At 58.5% G+C, this 26,118-nt stretch carries 23 protein-coding genes; 7 read left to right on the top strand and 16 right to left on the bottom strand.

The window, feature by feature from the left end; genetic code table 11:
- Positions 1 to 102: 102 nt before the first annotated feature.
- Entirely contained in the window at positions 103 to 306 is a 204-nt protein-coding gene (locus tag K227x_RS02865) for a CsbD family protein (RefSeq protein WP_145167990.1), read from the bottom strand.
- Positions 307 to 862: 556 nt separating this feature from the next.
- On the opposite strand from K227x_RS02865, the gene K227x_RS02870 reads away from it, so the two are divergent.
- A complete protein-coding gene (locus tag K227x_RS02870; RefSeq protein ID WP_145167991.1) occupies positions 863 to 1,135 on the top strand; it encodes a hypothetical protein in 273 nt (90 codons plus the stop codon).
- Positions 1,136 to 1,261: 126 nt separating this feature from the next.
- On the opposite strand, the gene K227x_RS02875 is transcribed toward K227x_RS02870, so the two are convergent.
- Positions 1,262 to 1,564: a Rho termination factor N-terminal domain-containing protein gene (locus K227x_RS02875; protein ID WP_218933733.1), complete on the bottom strand. Its 303-nt coding sequence runs from the start codon at positions 1,562 to 1,564 to the stop codon at positions 1,262 to 1,264.
- 310 nt (positions 1,565 to 1,874) lie between these two features.
- Here K227x_RS02875 and K227x_RS30190 point away from each other — a divergent pair, with 310 nt between their 5' ends.
- Positions 1,875 to 2,045 carry a hypothetical protein gene (locus tag K227x_RS30190; RefSeq protein WP_218933734.1) on the top strand — a complete coding sequence of 57 codons (171 nt, stop codon included), beginning with the start codon at positions 1,875 to 1,877 and terminating at the stop codon, positions 2,043 to 2,045.
- On the opposite strand, the gene mdoH is transcribed toward K227x_RS30190, so the two are convergent.
- Positions 2,003 to 4,087: a glucans biosynthesis glucosyltransferase MdoH gene (mdoH, locus tag K227x_RS02880; RefSeq protein ID WP_145167993.1), complete on the bottom strand. Its 2,085-nt coding sequence runs from the start codon at positions 4,085 to 4,087 to the stop codon at positions 2,003 to 2,005. The two genes, K227x_RS30190 and mdoH, sit on opposite strands and share 43 nt — an antisense overlap.
- Complete coding sequence (locus tag K227x_RS30195) at positions 4,077 to 4,370, bottom strand: hypothetical protein (protein WP_218933735.1); 294 nt, start codon at positions 4,368 to 4,370, stop codon at positions 4,077 to 4,079. The genes mdoH and K227x_RS30195 overlap by 11 nt, the downstream gene beginning before the upstream one ends.
- A 672-nt stretch (positions 4,371 to 5,042) precedes the next feature.
- On the opposite strand from K227x_RS30195, the gene K227x_RS02885 reads away from it, so the two are divergent.
- Both K227x_RS02885 and K227x_RS02890 read left to right on the top strand, forming a co-directional pair.
- Positions 5,043 to 6,419: a glucoamylase family protein gene (locus K227x_RS02885; protein ID WP_145167994.1), complete on the top strand. Its 1,377-nt coding sequence runs from the start codon at positions 5,043 to 5,045 to the stop codon at positions 6,417 to 6,419.
- Positions 6,420 to 6,611: 192 nt separating this feature from the next.
- Positions 6,612 to 8,195: a glucan biosynthesis protein gene (locus tag K227x_RS02890; protein WP_145167995.1), complete on the top strand. Its 1,584-nt coding sequence runs from the start codon at positions 6,612 to 6,614 to the stop codon at positions 8,193 to 8,195.
- A 171-nt stretch (positions 8,196 to 8,366) separates the two neighbouring features.
- Here the strand turns inward: K227x_RS02890 and K227x_RS02895 are convergent, their stop codons facing one another.
- The 11 genes from K227x_RS02895 to K227x_RS02945 all read right to left on the bottom strand — a co-directional run bounded on the left by K227x_RS02895 (position 8,367) and on the right by K227x_RS02945 (position 19,822).
- The gene (locus K227x_RS02895) at positions 8,367 to 8,876 is read right to left on the bottom strand and encodes a hypothetical protein (protein WP_145167996.1); all 510 of its coding nucleotides are present in this window, start codon (positions 8,874 to 8,876) and stop codon (positions 8,367 to 8,369) included.
- Positions 8,877 to 9,362: 486 nt separating this feature from the next.
- Positions 9,363 to 10,385: a nucleoside hydrolase gene (locus tag K227x_RS02900; protein ID WP_145167997.1), complete on the bottom strand. Its 1,023-nt coding sequence runs from the start codon at positions 10,383 to 10,385 to the stop codon at positions 9,363 to 9,365.
- A 64-nt stretch (positions 10,386 to 10,449) separates the two neighbouring features.
- Positions 10,450 to 11,397: an ABC transporter permease gene (locus K227x_RS02905; protein ID WP_218933736.1), complete on the bottom strand. Its 948-nt coding sequence runs from the start codon at positions 11,395 to 11,397 to the stop codon at positions 10,450 to 10,452.
- A 53-nt stretch (positions 11,398 to 11,450) separates the two neighbouring features.
- Positions 11,451 to 12,968, bottom strand: coding sequence for a sugar ABC transporter ATP-binding protein (locus K227x_RS02910; protein WP_145167999.1), 1,518 nt, complete (start codon positions 12,966 to 12,968; stop codon positions 11,451 to 11,453).
- Positions 12,965 to 13,978 carry a sugar ABC transporter substrate-binding protein gene (locus K227x_RS02915; protein ID WP_246146461.1) on the bottom strand — a complete coding sequence of 338 codons (1,014 nt, stop codon included), beginning with the start codon at positions 13,976 to 13,978 and terminating at the stop codon, positions 12,965 to 12,967. Before K227x_RS02915 ends, K227x_RS02910 begins: the two co-directional genes overlap by 4 nt.
- A 38-nt stretch (positions 13,979 to 14,016) precedes the next feature.
- Positions 14,017 to 14,979, bottom strand: a complete 963-nt coding sequence (gene rbsK, locus K227x_RS02920; protein ID WP_246146462.1) for a ribokinase — start codon at positions 14,977 to 14,979, stop codon at positions 14,017 to 14,019.
- Positions 14,976 to 16,022 (bottom strand): nucleoside hydrolase, encoded by a 1,047-nt coding sequence (locus K227x_RS02925; protein WP_145168000.1) that lies wholly within the window; start codon positions 16,020 to 16,022, stop codon positions 14,976 to 14,978. Before K227x_RS02925 ends, rbsK begins: the two co-directional genes overlap by 4 nt.
- 112 nt (positions 16,023 to 16,134) lie before the next feature.
- Positions 16,135 to 16,707 carry a hypothetical protein gene (locus K227x_RS02930; protein WP_145168001.1) on the bottom strand — a complete coding sequence of 191 codons (573 nt, stop codon included), beginning with the start codon at positions 16,705 to 16,707 and terminating at the stop codon, positions 16,135 to 16,137.
- A 6-nt stretch (positions 16,708 to 16,713) separates the two neighbouring features.
- Positions 16,714 to 17,265, bottom strand: a complete 552-nt coding sequence (locus tag K227x_RS02935) for a cysteine hydrolase family protein (RefSeq protein ID WP_145168002.1) — start codon at positions 17,263 to 17,265, stop codon at positions 16,714 to 16,716.
- A gap of 356 nt (positions 17,266 to 17,621) precedes the next feature.
- Positions 17,622 to 18,509 (bottom strand): polysaccharide lyase, encoded by an 888-nt coding sequence (locus K227x_RS02940; RefSeq protein WP_145168003.1) that lies wholly within the window; start codon positions 18,507 to 18,509, stop codon positions 17,622 to 17,624.
- Entirely contained in the window at positions 18,506 to 19,822 is a 1,317-nt protein-coding gene (locus K227x_RS02945) for a Gfo/Idh/MocA family protein (protein ID WP_145168004.1), read from the bottom strand. Before K227x_RS02945 ends, K227x_RS02940 begins: the two co-directional genes overlap by 4 nt.
- 292 nt (positions 19,823 to 20,114) lie before the next feature.
- On the opposite strand from K227x_RS02945, the gene K227x_RS02950 reads away from it, so the two are divergent.
- Complete coding sequence (locus tag K227x_RS02950) at positions 20,115 to 21,263, top strand: SGNH/GDSL hydrolase family protein (protein ID WP_145168005.1); 1,149 nt, start codon at positions 20,115 to 20,117, stop codon at positions 21,261 to 21,263.
- Positions 21,264 to 21,386: 123 nt separating this feature from the next.
- On the opposite strand, the gene K227x_RS02955 is transcribed toward K227x_RS02950, so the two are convergent.
- Entirely contained in the window at positions 21,387 to 22,637 is a 1,251-nt protein-coding gene (locus K227x_RS02955; RefSeq protein WP_246146463.1) for a Gfo/Idh/MocA family protein, read from the bottom strand.
- Between the two features lie 351 nt (positions 22,638 to 22,988).
- Here K227x_RS02955 and K227x_RS02960 point away from each other — a divergent pair, with 351 nt between their 5' ends.
- Positions 22,989 to 24,281: a glycoside hydrolase gene (locus K227x_RS02960; RefSeq protein WP_145168006.1), complete on the top strand. Its 1,293-nt coding sequence runs from the start codon at positions 22,989 to 22,991 to the stop codon at positions 24,279 to 24,281.
- 249 nt (positions 24,282 to 24,530) lie between these two features.
- Positions 24,531 to 26,099: an outer membrane protein assembly factor BamB family protein gene (locus K227x_RS02965; RefSeq protein ID WP_145168007.1), complete on the top strand. Its 1,569-nt coding sequence runs from the start codon at positions 24,531 to 24,533 to the stop codon at positions 26,097 to 26,099.
- Positions 26,100 to 26,118: the final 19 nt, after the last annotated feature.

Genomic DNA, 26,118 nt, shown 5'->3' on the forward strand with positions numbered 1-26,118 from the left:
TGGATGGATAAGTGGAAGGGGGATGGAGAGTTTGCACAGAACCGTCTAGCGACCTTCGCTGTGGGGACGGGATTTCAATGCACTCCTCCATCGCCCAAATGGCTAGCAGTTGCAAGAGGATTCAAATTCTTTGACTTGCTTCTCGGCTTCTTCTTTGGCAATGCCATAACGTTCCTGGACGATGCCAACCATTTCTTCGCGTTTGCCGTCGACTCGGTCGAGGTCATCATCGGTCAGGTCGCCCCATTTCTGTTGGGCTTGGCCTTTGGCTTGTTTCCATTTGCCTTTGATCTGATCCCAATTCATCGTTCTGTTCCTTGGTTACTAGGAATGGATACAGGTGACTCGTTTGCCGCTTACGGATGCGGGCTAACGAAGATGTAGTGGTTGCACTTTGCGGGCCAATCGAATTGTTTCGGCAAATTTAAATCGTGTTGTGGCGAATACACGCGATTCACGTGCTTGCTAGACCGTGTAGCCCATTTCTTGATGAACGCTATTCGATCAATGCCGGTTTCCGTTCCGACCTGATCGCAATTCGTTCACATTGGCAGCGCTGTCGCCAGCGGCTTGCTGCGTCAGTGGTCGCATCTCTATCGGACGTGCGTGGCGATGGGGTGCGTGGCGATGGGGTGCGTGGCGAAGCAGATGGCTGCCGCCCAGAAACGCAAGTCACCCGGATCGGTTGCGTTAAGACAGGAAGCTTCTTCGGGCATTCGCCACGGCGGCTGTGGCTGCGGCTGCCGTCTCGCCGTCCACGAGGCGTGCGGCACGGAAGATGCAACGTCATAGCGATGTCCCCGTGAGCGATCTGCCGAAGGCCGTGCGGGGCTGATATGAAACACAAACTCAGGAAAAAGCGATGACGGATACAAACCAAGACGCAGGCATTGCCGAGGAAACGAAGAAGGCGTTCACCGAGGACGTCGAGGTTCCAATCGACAAAAAGGTGGCCGGGTCCACGTTTTCGTTGGTGGCGCTGTCGTACATGCTGATCCTGGCCTTCGGTGCTTTCGCACTCGCGGCCGTCATGTGGATGTCTGGAGCAGGCTCGGACGACGATTCCGAAAACGCGGTCCAGAATCCGCCTGCGATCATCACGACATCGCCCTCGCTGAATTTACTGCAAAAGTAATCGCGGCAACGATAGGTTGTCGGACAATTATCCGGTACGCGGGGGGGCTTCTCGCGGTCGGACCTCAGGATGCGTCCGAATCGAATTGGCACGCCGCGACCGCGATCTATCAATCTTCGACGTGTGTTAACGTAGTGCGGTTCGGATGGCGTTGATCAAGGCTTGCTTGTCCATATCGCTGCGGCCATCGATCTGCAATTCAGATGCTCGATTCTGAAGCTCGTCGATCGTTCTGTCTTCCAGCAGCGTGTTTGGAAGTCCGGTGCCTTTCTTTTTCGCCTTGATTGGCCGGCCGTCGGTACGCCGACGCTTTTTGACCGGCGGATCGGCCGCCTTTTGCTTGGTATCTGGCAAATGGATGCTTGGCGATTCGCCTTCGCTGATGCGATCGTCGGTATGGTTGAATTTGGGCATATCAGGTCGTCTCATATTGGATGGTTATGGCTTCGTGCGAGGCAAGCGGCCAGGATTCGTTGGGTCGATTCCCCGTCTGGGCGACCGCTGCCTATGGGTTGCTAGAGCCGTGTGGGCGATAGCCCCGGTCGTTACGGGGGCGGAGCCGAGGCTTTGGCCTAATGCGGCTCTCTTGAATCGCCAGATGACTCCTAACCGTGCGATTGCCATGCCAAGTTGGTGTCAAATGGATGACCCTAGGCGGGCTAGAAAGTGCGTTCCGCCAGTGGAAACCCGTGCAGGGATCGACTGCCAGCGACGTTGCCGCGACACCGAATGCTGCCAAATGACGATTCACCTAGCCGAACTGATCGCGTGCGGAACGATCAGCGACCATCTTGGCCAACCAACACGCCGTGAAAACGTCCAGCGTGTCGGCGCGACATTCTTTGCCGATCAATCCGGCAATGGCAGTTATGCCGGCTGCACGGGGACCGGATTCATCGTCGGCTGTTGACTGGCCAACTGGGCGATGGCGTGCAGCTGTTGCAGTAGTTGTCGGTCGCTCAAGATGGCTCGACGTTGATCGTGGGGGATCTCTGCGATGCTGCGATGAGCGGCTTGCAGGATCTGGTCACGATCGGTCTGGGACATCTCAACGTTGGAATCGCTAGCGTCCAGCACTCGATCATGCAGCTTGTAAAAACTTGGACTGGTCAGCAACCGCTCGAACCGGGACATGTCGTCATCCGTCGCGGCGGTAGTGTAAGACGCCAAGGTTTGTTGCTGCAGTCGGCTCACTTGCGGTCGTGCAGCCTCCTGCGGAATGCGGAGCAAACCCCACCGGCTTAGCAATTGACCGATCGATCGGCTGCCCAGCATCATGGCCAAAGGGATGGCCAGAATCAGTCCCGCAACCAACGGTGCCATCCACCAAGTCAGCGGAGTTGCCCAGATGAACACGACCGTGGCGACGGCGATTCCCAATAACGTATGCACACCGTAGTCGGTCGCAGCGGCCGTCAACGAAACGCCTTGTTCGCCACGATTTTGTGCGTTCCAACGGACTTGGCGACCAAGCAGCGTTGTGATGACGAATCGTGAATGCAGCACAGCCATCAGGGGTGACAGCAGGATCGACATGCATGTCTCTAGCAGCGCGCTGAGGGCCAATCGAATGGGGCCGCCGAATTGGTCGCTGCGGCTTTGGGCGATGATCGCGATCACGCCATACAGTTTGGGAATCAGCAGGAAGCTCATCGCGATCAGGAACAATGCAAACTGGCTAGGCAACCAACTGGTGCGGCCCACGCTGTTTGCGGCCGGTTCGATGAACCAACCCGCCACCGCAAGGGCAGTCCACAGCAACCAGATCGGGGATGCCGCGTACGCCAGCACGCCGCTGAAGAAATGCAATCGACTGGCCGGATGAAAGCCTTCGCTAAGGATCAAACGGCTGTGCTGCAAGTTGCCTTGGCACCAACGTTGATCTCGCATCGCATAGTCGGTCAGCGTCGTCGGACATTCTTCGTAGGAACCGCCTAGATGATTCGCTAGGCGGACGTTCCACCCGTCGCGAACCATCAATGCGGCTTCGACAAAGTCGTGCGACAGGATTTCGCCACCCAGCGGAGCTTTACCGGGCAGCAGCGGCAAGTCGCAACTTTCGCAGAACGCATCAACACGAAGGATCGCGTTGTGGCCCCAATAGTTGCCTTGCGAACCAGCCCAGGCGTCAAAGCCACGGCAACTGATCTGCCCATAGGCGGCTGCCGAAAACTGCTGCAGACGGGCAAAGTAGGATTCGCGACCGATCGGTGTCGGGGGAACCTGCAGAATGCCCAGTTTGGGATCCGCTGCCATGGTGTCGACCATCGCCACCATGGTCGCAGGTTCCAGCAGGCTGTCGGCGTCTAGCACGATCATGAACGAATACGGTGCGGACCAGCGCTCACAAAAGTCTGCGATGTTGCCCGCTTTGCGAGCGATATTTTTGCTGCGATGCCGGTAATAGACGTGCGGTGGTCGATCGATCTCGTCGCTGGTGAGTTGTTGGTTTAGCCGCGACCAGGCAAGTTCTTCGGCCAACCACACTTCGGGGTCAGTCGTATCGCTAAGAATGTAGAAGTGGAAGTCGGATGCACGGTCGCATCCGAGTTGATGGTCCTGTTCTCGCAACGACATCACCATGGCGGCGACACGAGCAAACACGTCGTCGGGGCTCTCGTTGTAGATCGGCACCAGCACCGCGGTTGGACCTTCGGCCGGTGGATGCACCGGAGCGGTGGTGGATCGATCTCCGATGGCCGAAATGAACCCGACTGTCGACGCCAGGAACGAGAACACGATCCAGCCGAACAGGATTGCGAACAGTGGGAATGCGGCTACTTCGAACGGGTTCCAACCACCGGCAGCCAAGTTGGCGGCGTACACAGCGATGCCTGCCGCGGTGCCGACCACCGTCAAGCTGGCGATCCACCAACGCACGGCGCGGGGGGATTGTTTGGCTGTTGAATGAACCCTCGTTCCGGCGTCGCCGGACGTCGGATTACGATTCATAGCGGGACGCTCCTAGCGACGACATGCTGGAACGGGCACGCCCGCGGCTCATATCGGGTGTTGCAAAACCGCCGACGCATTTCCACGCCAGTCCTAACCACCAATCGCCTCGCAGGGGTGCGATCATCGCCGGCGTTGGATTTGGCTTCATGCGGCGTACCTGTGCCGGAGGGATGACAACGCACGTATCGGGCAAGCCTCGAAGCAGAGAAGTGATCACGGTTGGTTCCGCTGCATCAACATTTTGGCGCGACGGTGCTGTCGCTTGCAATGTGGCGTTCATGGCAGTCACTGTGTGTGATTAGATTCGAAAGAGAAGAGTAGGACTGGAAAGTCGATGAGTACCGACAAGTTCAAATCCTGCGCCAAAACGGCGCTTTGAAGAGAAGAGATGAAAGAAAGTGTGTGACTGGATCGGTGGATTGAATACGGCGATCTGAGGGCACGCGTCACAAGGGTAACTTTGGGCCTCGTCGACGCTGGATTAGGTTCGCTGGATCGTTGTTAGGCTTGATGAAGATTTGCGGACGAGGGTGCACCGGCCATTTCGATTGTTGTGCCGTTGGGGTGGGCGTGTTCGGGGGGGCGATGACCCGTTGCTCGATTTCTCACCACGTTGAACTCTGCTTCGCCAGACGATCTGGCAGCGAAAGGGCCTTCGCGACTAAGAAGATCGGATCCGCTTGTATTTCGAGGCTGGACGAACTTCGCTACCGCGTCGAATCGCATCGTTCGCGAGGGGCGGGATTTCGGGCTGTTTCCGTCGCTTTCCAAGGTATTCATCGGTTTTCAACGTCGCATGAGAGTACGCCCGGCGGATTTCAATCGCGCAATTGGGGTTTCGGATCCTTAGCCGGTCATATAATGGAAGTGTCTGCGACCGTACGTCTGTTGTGCGTGCTCGGACGCCCCCCGCCTGATCCCCCCACCGATGACTATCGTTACTAGGAATCGCATGAAGCGACGTCTTTTTCTAGCTGCCGGTCTGGTTACCGCGGCATCCCGTTTGCATCACGCCGGATCGCATTCAATGGCCGGTGATCGATCACGCGATCCGCAACAGGCCTTCAATGCCCAAGACGCTTGGACGCTAGCCATGGAACGCGACAAAGCCGAATTCTTAAGCGACGTCGGTCGGCGTTGTTACCGGTATTTGGTGGAAGCGGCCCACCCGAAGACCGGTTTGGTGGCTGACCGTGGTCGCACCGACGGCAGTCAATTCAGCGATTGCGCCAGTACGGCCGCGTGTGGGTTTGCTCTGGCCGGTCATGGCGTGGCGGCGAATCAAGGTTGGGTTGATCGGCCATCGGCCAAAGAACACGTTCGACGGATGCTGGGCAGCCTGTTGGAACTTGCCCAGCACGAACGCGGGTTTGTGTATCACTTCATTGACCGAGGGACGGGCAAGCGAGCGATGCGGTGTGAAGCGTCGACGATTGACACCGCCCTGATGGTGGCTGGTGCCATGCACGCGTCCCAGGTCTTTGCCGACGATGCCGACATCGTGTCCATGGCGGGCGCGTTGTACCGCCGGGTCGAATGGCGTTCGATGCTTGGCGATAACGGCTGTTTGCACATGGGGTGGACCCCGGAATCGGGGATGATAAGCCACCAATGGGACACGTTCAGCGAATTGACGATCCTGGTACTGTTGGCGATCGGTGCACCGACGCATTCGATTCCCGGCGAGTGTTGGAATGCTTGGCGGCGGACGAAGACCTTGCACCACAACGGCCAGCCATTCTTGTCCTATCCGCCCCTGTTCGTGCATCAGTACCCGCACGCATTTTTTGATTTCCGCAACGTTGTTTCACCAAGTGGCCGCAGCTATTGGCAAAATTCGTTGACCGCTCACCAAGCCCAAATCGCGTACTTAAAGTCGCTGTCGCAACAAAGTGCCTCGCTTGGTCACTATGGCGACGACCTGTGGGGGATCACCAGCAGCGACAGTGTGGCCGGTTACCGCGATTGGGGTGGTCCCTACGAAGATGGTGTCACGCGTCCCGAACGGGGGATCGATGGCACCGTGGTGCCAAGCGCTGCCGGTGGTGCATTGGCGACCGTGCCGGAGCAGTCCTTACGAACGTTGATCTACCAACGGGATCATTATGGGCAAAAGGTTTACGGGCGGTATGGATTCACCAACGCGTTCAATCCGGCGACCGGGTGGATCGGCAGCGACGTGATTGGAATCGACACCGGAATCACACTCCTGTCGGCCGCAAACCTGACCAATGAAGGTGTTTGGAAACCGTTCATGCAGCACCACGCGGCACAACGGGCGCTCGATCGAGCAGGTTTTCGTGCAACTGATGTCGAAGCGCTCAGTTGATATGCCACCCACTGTTTGGGGCATCCACCGCGGCGGGGGCCGTGAAGGCAAAAGCACTTGATGCCCCGATCACGCAGAGTCCACGTCCAGAGGGCGCCTCCGACAAACGATGCCTTGCCCCGATTGCCTAGAGGTTTGTCGGTGCGGATGATGTTGGCGGGATGATTCTTGCTCGCATTGGAGAAACAGCAGATGTTTCGCATCTTTCGACTGATCTGGATCGCGTCGTTTCTGTTGGCCGGATCGGTGGCCGATGCCGAGGATCCGCAAACCATCTCTCAATATACAGACGTGCATGATTTTGATGACTTGATCATGCTTGCCGAGTCGGCGGCCAAGAATCCCGTCGCACCCACACCTGAATTGCCCGAACTGTTGGCGTCGTGGCAGTACGACGACTACATCAAGACATCGTACAAGTCGGACCGCGCGACTTGGTTCAATCAGGGGCTTCCGTTTTGGTTGGAAACCTTTCACCGCGGTTTCGTGCAAGTCGATTTGGTGGATGTGTTCACGCTTTCGCCGCTAGCCGATGGGGACGCTGTCTGCCAACGCGTCAAGTTTTCCAAAGACGACTTCACCTACGCAGCACCGTTGGACCCGGCGACGATCCCGAGCGCGGGGCATGCGGGGCTGAAGGTGGTCGGGCAGTTTCCAGGACGTAGCGATGCCGAAGAAATGCTGAGCTTCTTGGGTTCCAGTTACTTTCGGTCGCGCAGCGCTGATTGTGTCTATGGTGCCTCGGCTCGCGGATTGGCGATCAACATCGGAATGAAAGCGACGGAGGAGTTTCCTGATTTTCGAGCCTTCTGGGTTCGCATGCCAACGCGTGATTCGAAAGACGTGACCGTGTTGGCGCATCTGGACAGCCCCAGCGTGTCGGGCGCCTACGAATTTCGTTTGACGCCGGGCGATCGGTCCACGGAAATCCATGTGGATGCCAAGCTGTTCTTTCGTGATGTACCCGACAAGGTGGCGCTGGCGCCGCTGACCAGCATGTGGATCTGGGGAGATGGCTTGGCGGGGCCCCCGAAGGACGCCCGACCATCGGTTCATGACAGCGATGGATTGTTGATTCAATCGGGAATCCAGCAATGGTCTTGGCGGGCATTTGCCAGACAGGACTATCCATCGGTGACGTCTACCGAAGTGGAAGCGGTCCACGGGTTCGGGCTGATTCAACGCAACCGAGCGTTCTATCACTATGACGATCACAACGCGCGTTACGACAAGCGACCAAGCGTTTGGGTGACCCCCGATTCGCCTTGGACCAGTGGACGGATCGGGTTATTGGAACTTCCCGGTGCACACGAAGGCGTGGATAACCTGGCCGCATATTGGTTGCCTCCGTCGCTGCCCGAATCGGGTGAACCGCTGTCGATCGGTTACACGGTCGAGTTCTTTGCCGGAGACCCGCCCGCCCACAACCTGCTGGCCCGTGCCACCAATTTCGCGGTGGACCGGGGGCAACAAGGGGACCCGATTGAAATCGAAGTACGCTTTGCCGGCATGTCGCTTCGGACGCTGCCGGAGTCCGTGCCGCCACGTATCCAGGCTGATGTTCTTCGCGGTCAGGTGACGGCGCAAAAGGTGACTCGAACGGAGACCGGTGATTGGTTGCTAACGGCGACGGTCATTCCAGCCGAGGATGCGCCCGTCGAGCTGGCGTGGCAATTGTTCAGCGGCGATGATGCGGTATCGGAAGAGTTTCGCTACCTGCTTCCGCCAAGCGAACCCGAATTCGTGTACCCCGCCGTCTACACGAGGCAGGAGTAACGGCGGAATACCAAGCAGGCGTCAGTTCACGCGAAAGCGTTCCGTTGTGGACTTCGCCAGAAGACACTTGTTTGTCCGAAAGGAATTCTGGCGAATCTCACGACGGGGTGATTGCGAACGGATTGGGCAGATGGATGCTGCCCTATCCAGGTTCCTTCTACATCACCTCGTTTAACGAGGCTTCTGCGTTCGCGTATTGACGCGGGTGTAGGCGTCCATTGCAGCTGGTCGCGCCTCGTCCCAAGTCATGTGGTTCGATCCGCCCTCGTTCTCCCAACGCTGGCGGGCGAGTGCTTCGCGTGCTTCCCAGCCTTCGTTCGCATCGGCGTCGTACGCTTCCCATCCGGCTTGGTAGGCCGTGCGATAGTGATCGTACTGATAGGCGTCGTTGTAGTAGGGCCGGTTGGTGTGCTGTTGTTCCCAGTAGGCGGCTTCGACCGTTGGGTCGACATTCTCGGCGACCGCTTTGCCGGCGTAGCCGCCCGCGACGCCACCGATGATCGCACCGGCCACGGTCCCGACTGGGCCGGCGACCGCACCCGCTGCTGCTCCGGCCGCGGCACCACCGAGTGCTGCACCGACACCGGTTCCCACGGGATGGGATCCGGCTTCGCCGGTGATGGGGTCTTCGTTTCGAAGTTCTTCGCGGGTCTCTTCGCGTTTCGTCTTTTGAACCGACATGATTTTGATTCCTGAAATGGGAGGGCAGCATCTGAGTTGCAAGCCGATGGCTTGAACGGTTTTCTACTGAACCCTTGTGGCTCAGCAATGACTGACCAACCGTTGCATTTGTCGTGCCGATGCACCCACCGCGATTGCAAGGATCTGCGATTGGCAAGCCGCGGACCACGCTTGTTTACGCGGGATTTGCTCGCCCGCACATAGGATTTCCAGACCTGCAGCGACGTCGGCGCAGAAAAAAGGCGGCCGTAGGAATCGCTACTGCCGCGGGCGGTGTGGGGAGAGATGATGGCCCCGAGCGGTGCGATCGTAGACCAGCGTGGTCGATCGCCGTACGAGGCCAAGCAAGCAACATCGCAACCGCGGCAATCCCCAAGGAAGGAACCTGCCCCCCCAACGACTCAAACTTAAACTTAAACTCAAACTCAAACTCAAACTCGAACTACTTTCGATCCTGAGTTCGAGCACAGGTTCAGGACTGGAGTGTTAGTTTTGCCTTGGAGGTTGGGAGACGAGAGTCTGCAAGGTTTTCAGGACGTGTTTTTGTTGGTCGGCAGTCATGGTCAGGTAGCGATCGCGACCTTCTTCGTTGGGGGTGAATCGAACGAATCCATCATCTTCCACACTGACTCGGCCGGGCTGAGATCGGCCGAAGAAATTGCCATCGGGGCGGACGGCATCTAAAACACTGGTCAGGTCCCAACTGGGGCGGTCGTGGTTGGGACCGCAGTACAGCAGGTAGGCTTCGCGAACGATGTGGTGCGGGGTGTAGGCAAAGTCGCGGGCGATGCTTTGGCGTGGGTACGGCAGCGCGATCCCAATCTCAAAACCGCTCCAGATGACCGGGACGTCGTTGGGCCACTGGTCAGCGAAACGCTGCATCGATTGGATGCCATTGCGGACATTGGCTTCCAAGAAATGCGTTTTGCCATCGATGGTTTGGAATGCCCCGGCCATCACCTGGACTTCCCGAACCTTCTGCTGGATCAGTTCGCGTCCCGACAGGTCGCTGATGTCGTCGGCCTTGGATTCCACTAGGTCGGCCAGATTGGCGGCTAGGCCCACCTGAACCATCACGACCGAATGGTCTTCGGACGACGCCAGGGTCCTTCGAAGCACTTGGGTTGCGTCGGGCAGTTCGTCGTTGCCGGTCACATCATGGGGATATCGCAGTTTGCCTTCGTCGCGGGTGTCGACCATCGCTAGGTACTTGCTGTCGCGAACCTGTGCATCGCGGGTCACACCGATCGGGATATTGGGGCGACCATAAAACGTGTTGACCGCGTCGACCATTCGACCGGTCAACGGATGGATCTTGGAAATCGTCACCGCACGCAGTTCGCATTCTTTGTTGTCGGAAAGCGTGTGCAGCATCGCCAACGCCAGCACATCATCGACGTCACCGGTGATGTCGGTATCAAAGATGATGGGGGTTTGGCAGCGCGCGATGGTCCCTGTGCAGGCCAGGGCAAGGAACGTGACGATGGTGGTTAGACGTTGGTTTTGCATCGGTGGAGCAGGAGGGAGTGAGGTGGGGGGGGAGGGAGATGATCGCTCGTTGCTAGACGGTGGGTTAGTTGGTGGACGTGTCTAGTCGGCTGCGCAGTGCGTCTAGTAAGACGGCGATCACGATGACGCAGCCGGTAATGATCTGCTTCATCGGATCCGATACGCCGATCTGCGCCAGGCCGGTTTGCAATACCGCAATGATCAGCACACCCAGGAACGAATTGACAACGCTGCCGCGACCACCCATCAGGCTGGTGCCGCCGATCACGCAAGCAGCGATCGCAGAGAGTTCGATTCCAATCGCCGCGTTTGGGTCGGCTGTCGAAAGCCGAGATGCGTAGGTCAGTCCGGCCAACCCGCAGAGCGCACCGCTGATCACGAACACGCCGATGGCGTAGGGAGCCGCCGATATGCCGGACATGCGAACCGCTTCGGCATTCGTGCCGATCGCGATACAGTAGCGCCCGAACACGGTTCGCGTCAGCAGCAACTGCCCCCCGATGACCGCCGTGATGGCCATCAGGAACGCGGGCGACAACGACAAGCCGGCAATCGGTTCGCCGATTCCTTCGACCGCCGAACCGATGTACTTGGTTTGAGAATCGGTGACCAGTTTCGTCGCACCTCGTGCAATTTCCAACATTCCCAGCGTGACGATGAACGATGGAATTCGGGCTAGCACGCTGACGCATCCGTTGAACAATCCACAGGCGGCACCAGCGGCGACGCAGAACGGGATCGATGCCCATAGCGACCATTGCCAGTCGACCATCAACGCACCGAGCACAGCGGATGAAAACGCCAAGATCGATCCGACCGACAGATCGATTCCGCCGACAACCAGAACTAGCGTCATGCCGACCGCGATCAGGGTCAGGTCCGGGACCTGATTGGCGATCGAAATGAACGTCGACCACTGTAGGAAATTCTCGCTCAGCGAACCGAACACGATGACCAGCAGGACCAGCACGCCCACCAAGCCGGCATACTGGATGACGCTTCGCAAATTCATGGTGGATGTCACTGGCGGGGACGTCGATTGGGTGGGGAGCGATGGATCGGGATTCATACGGCGGCTGTCGATTGGTGTGCGAAGGCGGCCTTCATGATCTGTTCTTCGGACCATTCGCCACGGTCGAATGTCGCGGCGATTCGTCCAGCCGACATCACGGCGATGCGGTCACATGTTTGCATCAGTTCGTCCAGGTCGCTGCTGACGATGACGATTGATTTTCCATCCGCGGCTAACGAATCGAACAGCGAATAGATGCGACGTCGCGCCGCCACGTCGATACCCCGCGTCGGTTCGTCAAAGAAGAAAACCTCGGCTCCTTGCAGCAACCACTTCGCGATCGCCACCTTCTGTTGATTGCCGCCGCTAAGCGACCCGACCGATTGCTGAACGCTGTTGCAGCGGATGTCCAAGGACGTCCGCATCTGTTCGGCGGCATCGTGTTCGGCGTGACGGCGGATCCAGCCCGCAGCCGAATAGGTAGGGCTAAGCGACGCCAACGTCGCGTTGACACCGATCGACTGTGACAGCAACAGCCCGTTCTCTTTGCGGTCTTCGGTGACCATAGCCAATCCGGCCTGCACGGCGTGGCGGGGACTGCGAAAGGGTTTGCCAAGTGGGCCATTGCCGATCGCCAATTCGCCGGCATCAGCGGGGTCGGCTCCGAACAGCAACCGCAGCAATTCAGTTCGCCCAGCGCCGACGAGTCCGGCGATCCCCAATCGTTGACCACGCTGCACGGTGAACGAGACATCTTGAACGAATCGGCCACGCGTCATCCCTTGGACACGCATGCCGATGGCGTCGATCGCAAACGACTGAAACTTCGATGGATCACTTGGTCCGGTTTCGCCGGTCATCAGGTCCACCATCTGGTCGTGCGTGACGCCATCGGTGTCGCGAGTGATGACGTGTTTTCCGTCACGCAGCACCGTGATCCGGTCCGTCATGCGGATGACTTCGTCCAACCGGTGTGAAATGTAGATGATGCCGACGCCCTGGCTGCGAAGTTGATCCAGCCAGATGAACAGCGTTTCGGTTTCGCCGTGGCTTAGCGCGGCGGTGGGTTCGTCCAGGATCAGTATTCGACAGTCGCGGTCCAAAGCCGTCGCGATCTCGATCATCTGTTGTTGGCCGATGCCCAGCGATCCGGCCAATGTCGTCGTGGCGATCTCTTGCAGCCCAAATCGATCGAGTGCTGCACGCGCATGCCGGTGCAGTTTTTGTTGCTGGATGAACCCCAACTTGCTGGGGATTCGCCCGATCAAAATGTTCTCGGCGACCGACAGGGTGGCGATCTGGTTCAGTTCCTGTTGGACAATCTGGACCCCCGCAGCCTCGGCCGCCGTTTTGTTGTCCGGCGCAAATGGGAATCCGCTTAGGTGCATTTCCCCGGATGTTGCCGGCGTCAGTCCGGCAATGATCCGGCACATCGTGCTTTTGCCAGCGCCGTTGGCACCCAGCAACGCATGGATTTCGCCCGGCCGAATATCCAACTGCGCATCATCCAACACTGTGACCGCGTAGGTCTTGGTCAGACCACGTACGGATAGCAGGGGAGGCGATGTCATGGGGCCAGCGTATCAGCGGTGATCAGGTCGACCGGCGTCTGCACGTCATCGGTGGTTGAATCCGTCGAACCTAGGATCTGCAGTGCGGTTTCGATTCCAAAGACCGCTAGCTGGTCGCCATGTTGGTCGGCGGTTGCTAAAACTTTCCCTTCGCGAATCAATTCACCGACGGCGCCGATGTTGTCGAAACCGACGACCAGGATCTGGCCGGTTTTTCCCGCCGCTTTGATCGCCGCGACGGCACCCAGGGCCATCGAATCGTTGGCTGCTAGGATCGCTTTGATTTCGGGGTGTTCGCTGATCATGGACGCGGTGATCGTATTGGCTTTGTTGGTTTCCCAATCGGCTGATTGGCTGGCCACGATTTCGATGCCCGCGTCCTTCATCGCTGCTTCGAATCCCAGCCTTCGCTCGATCCCGTTGAACGCCGTCGTCTTGCCTTCCAGGACACCGACCTTGTCACCTTGGCTAAGCGATTTTGCCAAGTGGTCGCCCACGGTCTTGGCACCCGAACGGTTGTCGGGGCCGACGAACGGTATCGAAACGTTTTCCTGTTCCAAAACCGATTTGTCCAATCGATTGTCGATGTTGACGACCACGACGCCTGCCTTTTTGGCTTTGCGGAGCGCTGGCACAAGGGCCTTCGAATCGGCAGGTGCGATCACGATCACATCGACTCCGGAGGCAACCATTTCGTCGACCAAGGCCACCTGACGGCCCAGGTCGGATTCATCTTTGATGCCGTTGGTGATCAGTTCGTATTGGTCGCTGTGTTGGCTTTGGTGTTCTTGGGCGCCGCGTTCCATGGTCGAAAAGAACTCGTTCGCCAGCGACTTCATGATCAACGCAACCCGTGGCCGATCCGGGTCCGCGTCGGCATTTCCATCGGCAGGCGTGGATGACCGGGAACCGCAGCCGATCGGCAGCGACAAGCACGCCGCCATTGCGATGGAGATCGCGTGGCGGCGGGTGAAGGGGCGGGCCAATGGTCGGGCCAATGGTCGGGCCAATGGTCGGGCTGGGGGAGGGCAGGGGAGGGTAGGGTGGTTCATGGTTGGCTTTGTGCGAGTGTTTGTTCAATCTCGGTTCGGTGGGGCAGACCCGGTTGGGCGCCATGTCGGGTTGCAGCGATGGCGCCGGCGACGGAGGCAAATCGGGCGGCGTCAACGGTGCTGGCGCCTTCCGCCAATCGCACCGCCAGGGCGCCCGCGAAAGCATCCCCCGCCGCGGTTGTGTCAACTGCGCTGACGATCGTTGGCGGGATCCATTGCTGGTCGCTGCCATCGCTGACCAGGGCGCCTTGATCGGCCAGCGTCAGGATGACGTTCTTGGCCCCCAGTTCGTGCAGGCGACGGGCGGCCCGTCTGGCATCATCGACACTGTCAACGGCGTGGCCAACGATCGCCGCAGCTTCGGATTGGTTGGGGCAGATCACATCGGCCGATAGCAGACCATCGGCTAGTTCCGGTGGCATCGGGGCGGGGTCAAGCACGATGCGAACGCCCGCATCGCAGGCGATCTTCATCGCCGCCAAGACCGTCAATGGCGGGACTTCCAATTGCACCAATAGGATGTCAGCGCTGGCAATCCGTTGACGATGCGTCTGAACGTCTTGGGGGGACAGTGCAGCGTTAGCGCCTGGCACAACCATGATCGAATTTTCGCCGCTGGATTCCACCGCGACGATGGCGATCCCGCTGGGGCTATTGGCGGTAGCGATAACGGATTGCGTGTCGATGTTGTCCTGGCCAAGGTTGGCCAATAGACGGTCGGCAAACCCGTCATCGCCGATTCGCCCGATCATCGCGACGTTGCCGCCGGCTCGCGCAGCAGCGACGGCTTGGTTGGCGCCCTTACCACCGGGAACTTCATCGCAGGAATCTGCGATCACGGTTTGGCCAGGCAGTGACAGGTGTTTGCACCGGATAACCAGGTCCATATTGATCGACCCCAGGACCACAATCTTGGGGCGACGATCCTGTGCACCGCCACCATCGGACGACGGCATCATTGCTTCGCAGGTTCGCTGGAAAGAGCCACCAAGACCTCTGTGACACGCAGCTTCTGGGCGTCGGTCAAGGTCAGGTATTGATCGCGTCCATTGGCGTCTTCGACAAAGGTGGTCAGTCCATCATCGGCGACTGTGACGATGCCTTTGGGGGACAATCCAAAGTAGTCACGGTTCGGACGAACCGCCTGCAGCACGCTGGTCAAATCCCAAGTGGGGCGGTTGTGTGGCGGTGGGTTGTAGGCAATGTAGGCTTCGGACAACGGATGATGTTCGACGTAGCCATAGTCCTGTTCAATGCTTTCGTGCGGATAGGCAACCGCGATACCGATCTCATAACCGCTCCACAGGATTGGCGTCGGCCAGTCCTTGGCGATCGCTTGGGCGGCTGGGATATCTTTGACGATGTTGTATTCCTTGTGGTCATAACGATTGCCCTTGCCGTCGGGGATCTTTGTGAACGCGCCGGCCATGATCGAGATCAGACGAACCTTTTGGGACACCAGTTCTTTGCCGTTCAATTGGCTGATGTTGTCGGGTTCGGATTTCAGCAGGTTGGCCAAGTTCGTCGAGAAACCTACCTGAGCGATCACAACGCTGGCGTCATCGGCAGCGGCCAGCGCGGTTCGCAGGACGGTGACGGCATCCGGGGCTTCTTTGCCGGACAGCAGGTCATGCGGGAATCGAAAGTCGTCGCCATCTTTAATTTCCGCCAACGGATTGAACTTGCCGTCATGCGTGGTCACGCCGCTATTGCAAACTCCGATCGGGATTTCGCCACGCCCATAGAACGTGTTGACCGCATCGGTAAACGGAGCCGCCAATGGGTTGTCTTTGGTGATCGTGACCGCCAACAGTTCGCATTCGCCCCGCGTCTGTAGAGAATGGATCACCCCCATGGCCAAGACGTCGTCCACATCGTTGCCGATGTCAGAATCAAAGATCAGCGGAATCGGCTTGGTGGGTGACTGCTGGGCCTTCCCGATGGAGGGGGCCGCGGCAATCGATAATAGTGCGGCCAAGACGAACGTAGAGCGTGCAATCATGGTGTACAGATCCTTTGCAGGAATGGGGCGGGCAACGTCAGGTAGGGAGGGCTGGACATGATAACCGAGCCAGCCATCGTTGTGGATCAATCTTCGTCGATCATCCCCGATCTTAACTGCCGGTACTGGATTCGACTCGTTTGCAGAAATCGCGATAGCTTTCGTGATGGAACTGGCTGTTCCGGGGCACGAAAACGTATTCCGAGCGGCCGCTGCAGACGATCAGTCCATCGCGTGTCCTGTACGTCTTCAACGATTCGTTGGGCCAGCAGAATTTTCCGACCGGCGAAAACAGGGTGAACGTGTCCGCCCCACAGGCGACTTGGCACTGCGAGTCGGCGACCAATCCCATGGTCCGCTGCTGGTTTCGGGCCGCATGTTTTGTGTGGTGGATGATCGCAAGGTAGACAAACGCCGCCAACGACATCGATCCGATCAAGGCAACGATGAATGCGCGTTCGCCCAGGACCGTGGCCGAACCGATCGACACCAAACTCAGCACAATCATGGCCAGCGAGGCCAACGTTAGACGCGTCAAGTGAGTCCGCAACAGAAACTGTTCTTCGGCTCGTCTGATATGACGACGCGTCAAACGATACGAAACTTCGGCGACCCCATCGTGAATGCAGGTTGGCTGGTCATCGGTCGGGGGGGGCGGCTGATACGGGTTCAGTCCGTTGTGCATCGATTCCTACGCTTGGCAGCGATCGGTCCACTGTTGATGATCGATGACGTCGCTGATGAACATCTGCTGGGCCACCAAGGTCGCGGTGTGAAGCTGTTCGCCCGTGACACTGCCGCCTTCGTTTTCGACGGCAAGGGTTCCCGTCGCGTCGCGTAAAAATTCGACTTTGAATCCGCGGTGAAAAGCTTGGCGAGCGGTCGTGTCACAGCACATCTGAGTCATGTAGCCAGCGATCGTGACCGTATCCGCACCGATTTGTTGTAGCCAATCGCCAAGGTTCGTCCCGGTGAACGATCCGGGCATCTGTTTGTCGATCAGAATATCGCGGGGCCGAGATTCCACTTCTGGGTGCAACTGCCACATGTCCGAATTCTTGCGAAAGATGGGCGAGTCGGCGGCGGGTTGATGGTGGCGAATCACCGCCGTTGGGATCTTCTGATCGGCGGCAAAGTCCATCACCGAAAGGATCTGTTCTAGGTGGCCAACCGGATGCGTGATCGGCAGGGCGCCGTCGAAGTACTCGCGTTGGATGTCGATCACAAGAAGTGCACGGGACATAGAAGATCAGTACCTGGTCAGCGGAAACGTCGGGATGCCGTTGGCTAGCGACAGATCGGGTGCGCCAACGCTGGGCCAGTTTACCATGTCGCGGTCCGCACGGGATGGTCGAAAAAGGCTCCGGCCGGAGTCGAAAGCGTCACGGCGTCCGCATGCATCCGAGAAATGCTGGGCGCATGTCGACGCTGGCCATCATGCACAGACGCTTTCTTGACCACCCCACGATTCGTTCGGTTGGGTGGCCGATTGAAGGGGGGGGACCGGCGTGCTCCGATGAACAGCCGGCGTGCTCCGATGAACGGATTGGTACCTGGTGCTTTCGGTGCTTGGACCGGGGGATTCGCCCATCGACGCGTCTACGGCAGGTCGCTGAATTTTGCCGACGAAACCACAAAATCGTCCAGCGTCATGTAGCTGGTCTGGCCGGCAGCAAAACTGGCATCGCCACCGCCGTGAAATGGCGCGACGAACATCAATTCGGTTGCGCTGCGGCCCTCGGTACCAAAGCGAAGATCGTTTCGGTCGACGACCAGTTTCGGCTGTCCGCCGTCCTGGCTGGCCCAGACCTGCAGGATCCCGTTTTTCTGGCTGCCCGTGTTTGCTTTGATTCGCTGTGTCAGCGTGTAGTCGACACCGGTTTGAAACTTGAAACCTAGATTCAACACGTCGCCGTATTTGCTTCGTTGATCCATGTGGTAGAGGTACATCGCCGCTTCGTGCTGGCGGTCCCAGATGAACCGCGACGTGTACCCTTGGCCTTCACGCGGAACGTTTCCGCCACTCCAGTGGGCGCCGCTGCCGAGTCCCACAATTTTCCCCGTCTTGACGAACGAAAACCCCGGTTCGAAGCGGATGGTCACGCGCTGATAGATTTCGTCATGTTTTCCAATGGAAACGGCTGCGTTTCCGCCCGTCTCTTGGTGGCCAAACTTGCCCTTCGGAAATGTCAGCCTTAGTTTCTTGTCACCATGATCGTCGACGATGTTCGCTCGCCCATGAAAATGGACCCAACGAACCTTGCCCCAATCACGGTCGGATTTGAACGCGTCGTCGGTATAGGCACCGATGGATTCGTCCGAGAAATCATTGCGAAGAATGATCGCTCCGTCGGTTTCCGTTTTCGATTCCCTGGTTTGCGGTTGGTCCGCGCGAAGAACGCCGCATCGGTATGCCGGCGCGGTCATGCAAATCAAAGCGACCGCGGCGATCTTCATGGACGCTGGTTGGCGGTGTCTTGTGTTCACGAAGGCAGTTTCCATGGTGATCGGTATTCGTAGTGCAACATCTCGTTGGCTTGATCGTCATCGATAAACCGTTCGTTCGCGGCGTCCCATTCCAATCGCCGGCCCAACGTCAAGGAAATGTTGGCAAGATGGCAAAACGTTGTACTGCGATGGCCAATTTCGATGTCCGCATTTGGCTCGCCGCGAGTGGCCATGCAGTCCAAGAAATTTCTAGCGTGCAGCGCTGTCAGTGCGTGGTTGTTGTTGCTGCCCAGACTCTTTTGGGGCTTGGACATCTCGTGCTTCGGAGCAAACTGGCCACGGTTTTCGGGAATGATTTCGTATCCCTTTTCAGACAGGAATGCGGTCCCAAGCGTTCCTCGCAGTTCGACGTCTCCGGTCGGGATCGTCGAATTGCTGCTGGTTTCGTACATGCCGAACACCGCCATTCGTCCCGACGGAAACTGGAACGTGACCTCCATCGTGTCAGGAATGGTTCGATCGTCGTCGACGGCAAAGCGACCACCCATCGCCGAGATACTGCTGGGGGCCTCGTCGCCGGTGCACCAACGGATCGCGTCCAAATAGTGGACTCCCCAATTGCCCATCTGCGAACTGTAGCCTTGCCACCAACGAAATTTGTAGGGTGCGATGTTGTCCTGGTACGCCTGTTCCGGGCGTGGCCCCACCCACATGTCCCAGTCAAGATGGTCAGGCGGCGTCGATGTGGGCAGCTTGCCGATCCCGGACGGAGCCATGTTGCTAAGCCGATAGGCTCGTGACATGCACACTTTGCCGATCAATCCGTCTTGGACCCTCGTCGCCAGTTCGGCGTATTGAGGACTGCTGCGCCGATGGGTGCCGACCTGCACCACGCGTTTGTACTTGCGAGCCGCTTTGACCATTTCACGTCCTTCGTGAATCGTCACCGCCAAGGGCTTTTCGACATAGACATCTTTGCCCGCGGCACAGGCGGAAATGCATTGAATGGCGTGCCAGTGATCGGGTGTGGCGATGACAACGGCGTCCATGTCATCGCGGGCAATCAGTTCGCGAAAGTCACCGGTTTGAAAGGTGTCGTTGCCGACCTGCGCCGCAGCTTTGGCAAGTGCATGGGAATCCACATCGCAAAGCGCGACCGTCTGGCAGTCGTCGTGTTCTGCGAACGCTTTCATCAACTGGCTGCCACGATTCGCCACACCGATGAAACCCAGTCGAACTCGGTCACCCGTGCCAGCGGCGGAAACGCTGGTCAGTGTGGTGGCGGCGGTCGCGGCGACGGTCGCCGCCGTTCGCTTTTGAAATTGCCGACGAGAAAGGTCTTGCTGGGGCATGGCTATTCGGACTCGCAAAGTCTTTGGGCGGAGGTGACATGAAACCGAAACGACGAAGGTTCGTTGGGATCTGATTTCGACATGGGCGTCACCCGGGTACCGACCATCATAACAAACCACGATGGGGACTTTTTCGAATCCGGGGCGAAAGCACGCGATGGTGGGGGCGTCGGTGTGACTGGCCGCGTCAATTTTCTTGTCTCCTTCACCAACGGGACATTCTTCGCATTGGCTGAACGATTAGACTGTTCACCTTCATCGATCCCACCCCACCTTTGGAAGTCCTGCCGCCATGCCAGTGAAGTTATTGTTTTTGTTGAGTTGTCTGCTTTGCACGACGCTGTATTCGCAAGACAAGTCGGTCAGCAAGATCGGCGCACTCGACCCGGAAATGGCTGCTGACAAGCAAGCCGGCGACGGCCTGGATTGGCATGACGTCACCACCTGGGGTGTCGAAGGGCGGATCTTGCCAGATCAGAAACGGTTGCGCTGGTTCGACCGGCTGCCCGCGTCGGCCGAGCAGACGGTGACCAAGGCGGTTTGGAATCTGAGTCGTCACAGTTCCGGGATGATGGTTCGATTCAAAACCGACGCAACCGCCATCCACGTGGACTACAAACTGCTGAACAGCAACCTCGCGATGCCCCACATGCCGGCCACGGGTGTCAGCGGAGTCGATCTGTACGCCCGCGATGCCGACGGAAACTGGCGATGGGTTCAGGTAACGCGGCCTTCGAAGCAAGAAGTGAAGTCCGAATTGATCAGCGGAATGGCACCGGGATTTCGTGAATTCGCGGCCTATCTGCCGCTTTACAATGGTGTGGAATCGATTCGTTTTGGTGTCCCGTCGGGCAGCAAGTTCGAATCGCTTGCACCACGCAGCCGGCCGATCGTGTTCTACGGAACCAGCATCACGCACGGCGCCTGCGCCAGTCGTCCCGGAATGGTGCACACAGCAATTTTGGGCCGCCGGTTTGATCAGCCGGTTGTGAACCTTGGCTTTTCCGGAAACGGGAAAATGGACGCCGCGGTTGGTGATTTCTTGACGCAACTAGATGCGGCCGTTTACGTGATCGACTGTCTGCCAAACATGAACGCCCAGATGGTCGCGCAGAAGTGCGTGCCACTGATCCAACAGCTGCACGCGGCAAAGCCCAACACGCCCATCGTGTTGGTGGAAGACCGACGCAATACCAACAGCTGGATTCTGCCATCGCGTGACCAGCACCACACTGCCAACCACGAAGCCTTGCAACAGGCATTCAAACAATTGAAATCGGAATCCATTCCGAACTTGTTCTACGTGGATGGCGACGCCTTGTACGGGACCGATGGTGATGGGGCAACGGACGGTTCGCACGCCAGCGATTTGGGGTTCATGCGTCAAGCGGATGTCTTCGAACCGGTCCTGCGTCAAGCGATGAACGCCGCGGGCCAATAGAGAACGACCTGTTGATGGCGACCCGTTTCGGCGGCAAGTCTTGTTCAACGCAGGGGAAATCCAGGTCGGAACGTCCTGGTTCGCCCCTGCGGGGCCGGTGCATTGGGTTGTCCCGATTCGCCGCTATAGCGAATCGAACGCATTGCCACGCTGAGTCAGCGGAAAGCTGATCTCTTTTCCGGCTTGCCGATGGGATTCGAAAACGGCGCAGATCATTTCAACGGTGGTCAATCCGTCGCGTGCATCGCACAGTGGCCGCCGATCATCGTCACAGGCCTGGATCAGGTCCTCGACGCCCAGGATGTGGTCGTGCACTTTGGCAACCACGTCTCTCTGTGTCTCGGGTTTACCAAGTCCAGCAGTCGTGATCGGGATCCAGGGACGATCCCCGTTAGGCCGCTGGAACGGATTTCCCGGCAGGAAGTGGGCGATCGGGTTGGCATCGATGTGAAGCATGATGACGCCTTTGCTGCCGATCATTTGCAGACAAAATCCTTTGGCCGCGGTGCCATCATTCGCGAACGAATCGTAGTATGCCGTGATTCCCTTTTCGGTTTCAAAACGAGCCCGTACCTGATTCCCGGCCATCGAGCCAAGACCCTCGGAACCTGGTTTGACATCGTCGGCGGTAACGGGGCGTCCGTCCTGGAACACACGTGCCGAACAGGACTTGGGATGACCGCCAAAGTGCTGGACCAAGTTCAATACATGGCTGCCCAGCACCCACAGGTCTTCGGGGCCGCCACGGTGGTCGCCTTTTCCCCGGCCACGAAATTCAATGATTTGGCCAAGGTCGCCGGACTGAATGATTGCTTCGATGTGTTTCAACGCCGGGTGATATCGATTCCGATGGGCGACCGCAATCTTCGCGCCGTGCTGGTCACACGCAGCGACCAATGAATCCGCCTCTGCCGGAGTGCGGCAGAACGGTTTCTCGATATAGATCCCCTTCACGCCAGCCTGGATCGCGGCCATCGCCATGTCATGGTGTTGATCCGCGTGGCGTGGTCCCACCGACACAAATTCCGGTTGAACCTCGGCCAACATCTTTCGGAAATCGGTGTAGCCTTTGGCGACGCTTAGTTTCTTTTGAGCCTTCGCTAAACCTGCTGGGTTGGCATCCGCGACGGCGACGATGGTAGTCGACGGGATCTTTTGCCATACCGTATCGAGTCCATGACCGTAATCGCCTCGCCCGGTGTGCCCGATCACCGCGACACGGCGTTTGGTGTTGCCGGTTTCCGTCGGGGCCGCGGCGCCCGCCGTGGACGCATCGTCACCGCAGGCATCGTGACCGCCCGACAGTCCGGTTGATCCCAGCATCAGTCCGGCGGTGGCTGATTTCAAAAACAGTCTTCGTTGTGCAGTGTCCATGACGGTTCGGTGGGGCTGGAAGTGGTGGGATGGAAGTGGAGGGTGGGTGCGGATGATGTCGAACTTACTTTGGCGATGGATGCGAGTACGTGAACACGCGGATGCCAGTAGGTTCGGCCTGACGCGGGTTGGTACAATGCAGCCCCCCATCTCGGTCTGGCTATGTTAACCCAGTGGATGATCCTTGGACGCCAGCGGTATCGCAGGGTGTGCCAAGCGGTCGATCATAGTCGATCAAGCTCCCCGCCTCTCGATCGCTCAAGGTGCCCCGCCATGTTTGCCACCGTGTCACAGCCGAATGTCCGTGTTGAGGGATTGGTTCGATGGCGGCGATTGGGATGGATTGGTTCTGTGGCCATCGCCATCGTCTGGGGGAACGTGTTCGTCGGGACGACGCCGCTGGTACACGCGGATGAATCCGTCGCTGTTGATTCCAATGCGGATGATTCCGGTGTGGATGATTCCGGTACTGGTCATTCCGGTGTGGTGCCGTTTTCGATCGAGCGAACGGTGATGGCCAGCGGTTATGACGGTACCCGATGCTGGGTTCATGCGCGGGCCGGTGCCATTCCAGCGGTCGATGCCAAGTCGCCGCCAACGGTGGTCGTCACCAGCCAACCACTGATGATCACCGGATCGGACGTGTTCTACGCACTCAACTCGTCGCTGACCAACGACCTGGGGCAGACTTGGTCGCCGTTGACCGAACAACCCGGATTCCAGCGTTGGGCGATCGATGACCGTAGTGAGGAAACCATTTGCGACTTCACGCCGGCATGGCACGAAGCATCGGGGAAACTTTTGGGCACCGGTCAAACGGTTCGCTACCTTGACAACAAAGTGATGCATGTTCGACCACGCTTCACCGCGTACTCGGTCTATGACCCGGCATCAGACGCCTGGGGGAAACCAAAGATGTTGAAGATGCCGGCGGGATCCCGATTCGAAAACTGTGGTGCCGGCAGTGTGCAACGATACGATTTGCCGAACGGCGATATCTTGTTGCCAGTGTCCTTCAAAGAACCCAAGGCGACGCAGTACTCCGTCGCTGTTTGTCGGTGCCGGTTTGATGGCACCGACCTGACTTATGTTGAACATGGCAGCGAGTTGACCATCGATGTGAAACGTGGATTGTACGAGCCGTCGATTACCAAGCACGGTGACCGTTTCTATCTGACGATGCGCAACGACGATCATGGCTACGTCGCCACCAGCAGTGATGGGGTGAATTTCGAAACACCGCGGCGGTGGACGTTTGACGATGGCACGGACTTGGGCAATTACAACACGCAACAGCACTGGGTCACGCACGCCAATGGTCTGTTCCTTGTCTACACGCGGAAAGGGGCTGACAACGATCATGTGTTTCGTCACCGTGCGCCCCTGTTTATTGCTGAGGTGGATCCCGAGAAGTTGCAGGTGATCCGATCGACCGAGCAGATCGTGGTGCCGCAGCGCGGCGCCCGTTTGGGAAATTTTGGCGTCGCCAATATCACCCCCGATGAAACCTGGGTGGTGGTCACCGAATGGATGCAGACGTGGCGTCACCCCGATGTTGTGATCCCAGTCGACAACCCCTACGGCGCCGACAACAGCATCTTTGTCGCGAAGATCCACTGGAACTCGGGCAGCGAAGAACGCTAGAGAAAGGGTGCGTCAGGCAGCGGTCGCAGCAGAAGCCCTCTTCGCAGCGGAATCTGTGCCCATTGGATAGCGTTGCCGGGGGTGTTTTTTGCCACCTGGGACGTTGATCGCCATGATTTCGGGCCGCATTCGGGCGTCGCTTGCGAAACTTTGTTGCTCGGACGTGGTTTAATGATCGAATCGTTCGCAATCGGCGGGCGGTTCCTTTTCGCTCGGCTCTCCGTTCTTTTCTTTCTATCGAGATCAACCATGCAGCGTCTGTGGCTTGCGACCTTTGCAGTTGTCGCCCTTTTTTCGGGAGTTCAAGCCGCGGATTGGCGAGGCTTTCGTGGGACAGACGGATCGGGGGTCAGTCCGGATGGTGACGCCTTGCCCACACAGTGGTCGCCCCATGCGAATGTTGCGTGGAAAACAGAGTTGCCGGGGGCAGGTGTTTCCAGCCCCATCGTCGTTGGCGATCGTGTTTTCGTGACATGCTATTCGGGCTATGGGCTCGATCGCGAAGCACCGGGTGAAATTGCGAACTTGGTTCGTCATCTGGTTTGTTTCGACCTGACGACGGGCCAGCAGTTGTGGCAGAGCGACGTCGCCGCCACGCTGCCTGAGGACCCCTATGCCGGAGTCGGTGTCACGGCCCACGGTTATGCCTCGCACACGCCCGTCTCAGATGGCAAATCCGTGTTCGCTTACTTTGGCAAAAGCGGTCTGCATGCTTACGATCTGGACGGCAACCAACTGTGGAACGTCAGCACGGGGCAAGAGTCGGATCCTTGGGCTTGGGGATCGGCGTCCAGTCCCGTCGTCTACGAGGACACGGTGATCGTGACCGCGTCGGCCGAGAGTCAATCGATCGTCGGGATCGAAAAATCAACCGGCAAACAGTTGTGGCGACAAGAAGCGTCGGGCTTGGATGGAATGTGGGGAACACCCACGTTGGTGAAGATCGACGATTCGCGAACCGACTTGGTGATGAGCGTGCCCAAGGAGATTTGGGGGCTGGATCCCAAGACTGGCAAACTGCGTTGGTTCAGCGAAGCGACGGGGGCTGACCAAGCACAGTCCAGCCTGGTTGTCGCGGACGACACGGCGTTTGCCTTTACCGGTCGCGGCGGCGGAAGTGTCGCCGTCAAAGTTGGCGGTGCAGGGGACACCAGTGACGACGCGGTGCTGTGGAGCGGTCAGGAAACAACCCGGTTTGCTTCCCCGGTTGGTTACCAGTCACGCTTGTATCTGATTGCAAACGGAGTCGCCACGACGATCGATGCAAAGTCGGGCGACAAGCTGGGCCAAGTCCGACTGGAAGGCGTTGCCAGCAGCGGCGGAGGTTTCGGTTCGCTGGACTACCCGTCGCCGGTCGTCGCAGCCGACAAAATGTACTATCTGAACGGGACGGGCCAAATGTTTGTTTTCCAGCTTGGCGATGAATTGGAACAAATCAGCGTGAATCGTGTCACGGCCGATAGTGAAACCTTCGGCGGAACCCCTGCGATCAGTGATGGACGAATGATCCTTCGCAGCAACAAACATCTGTACTGTGTCATGGACAAAAGTGAATCGGTGGATCCCGCCGACAACGTGGTCGCCAAAACGGAACCAGCCGGCGAAGGACGCGGGCGAGGCGGATTCGGTGGCGGGCGACCGGGCGGTGGCGAAGGCGGCGGTCGCGGTCGAGGTGGTGCTGGCGGCGGACGCCCCGGTGGTGGATTCGGCGGCGGTGGATTCGGTGGCGGTGGTCGTCCCGGCGGTGGACGACCGGGTGGAAATCGCGACGATGACACTCGCCCAGATCGGCCTCAGCGACCAGCGTTGGCGGAATGATCACCGCTGGATGAATCGT

This window comes from Rubripirellula lacrimiformis (genome assembly GCF_007741535.1).
Classification (GTDB): domain Bacteria; phylum Planctomycetota; class Planctomycetia; order Pirellulales; family Pirellulaceae; genus Rubripirellula; species Rubripirellula lacrimiformis.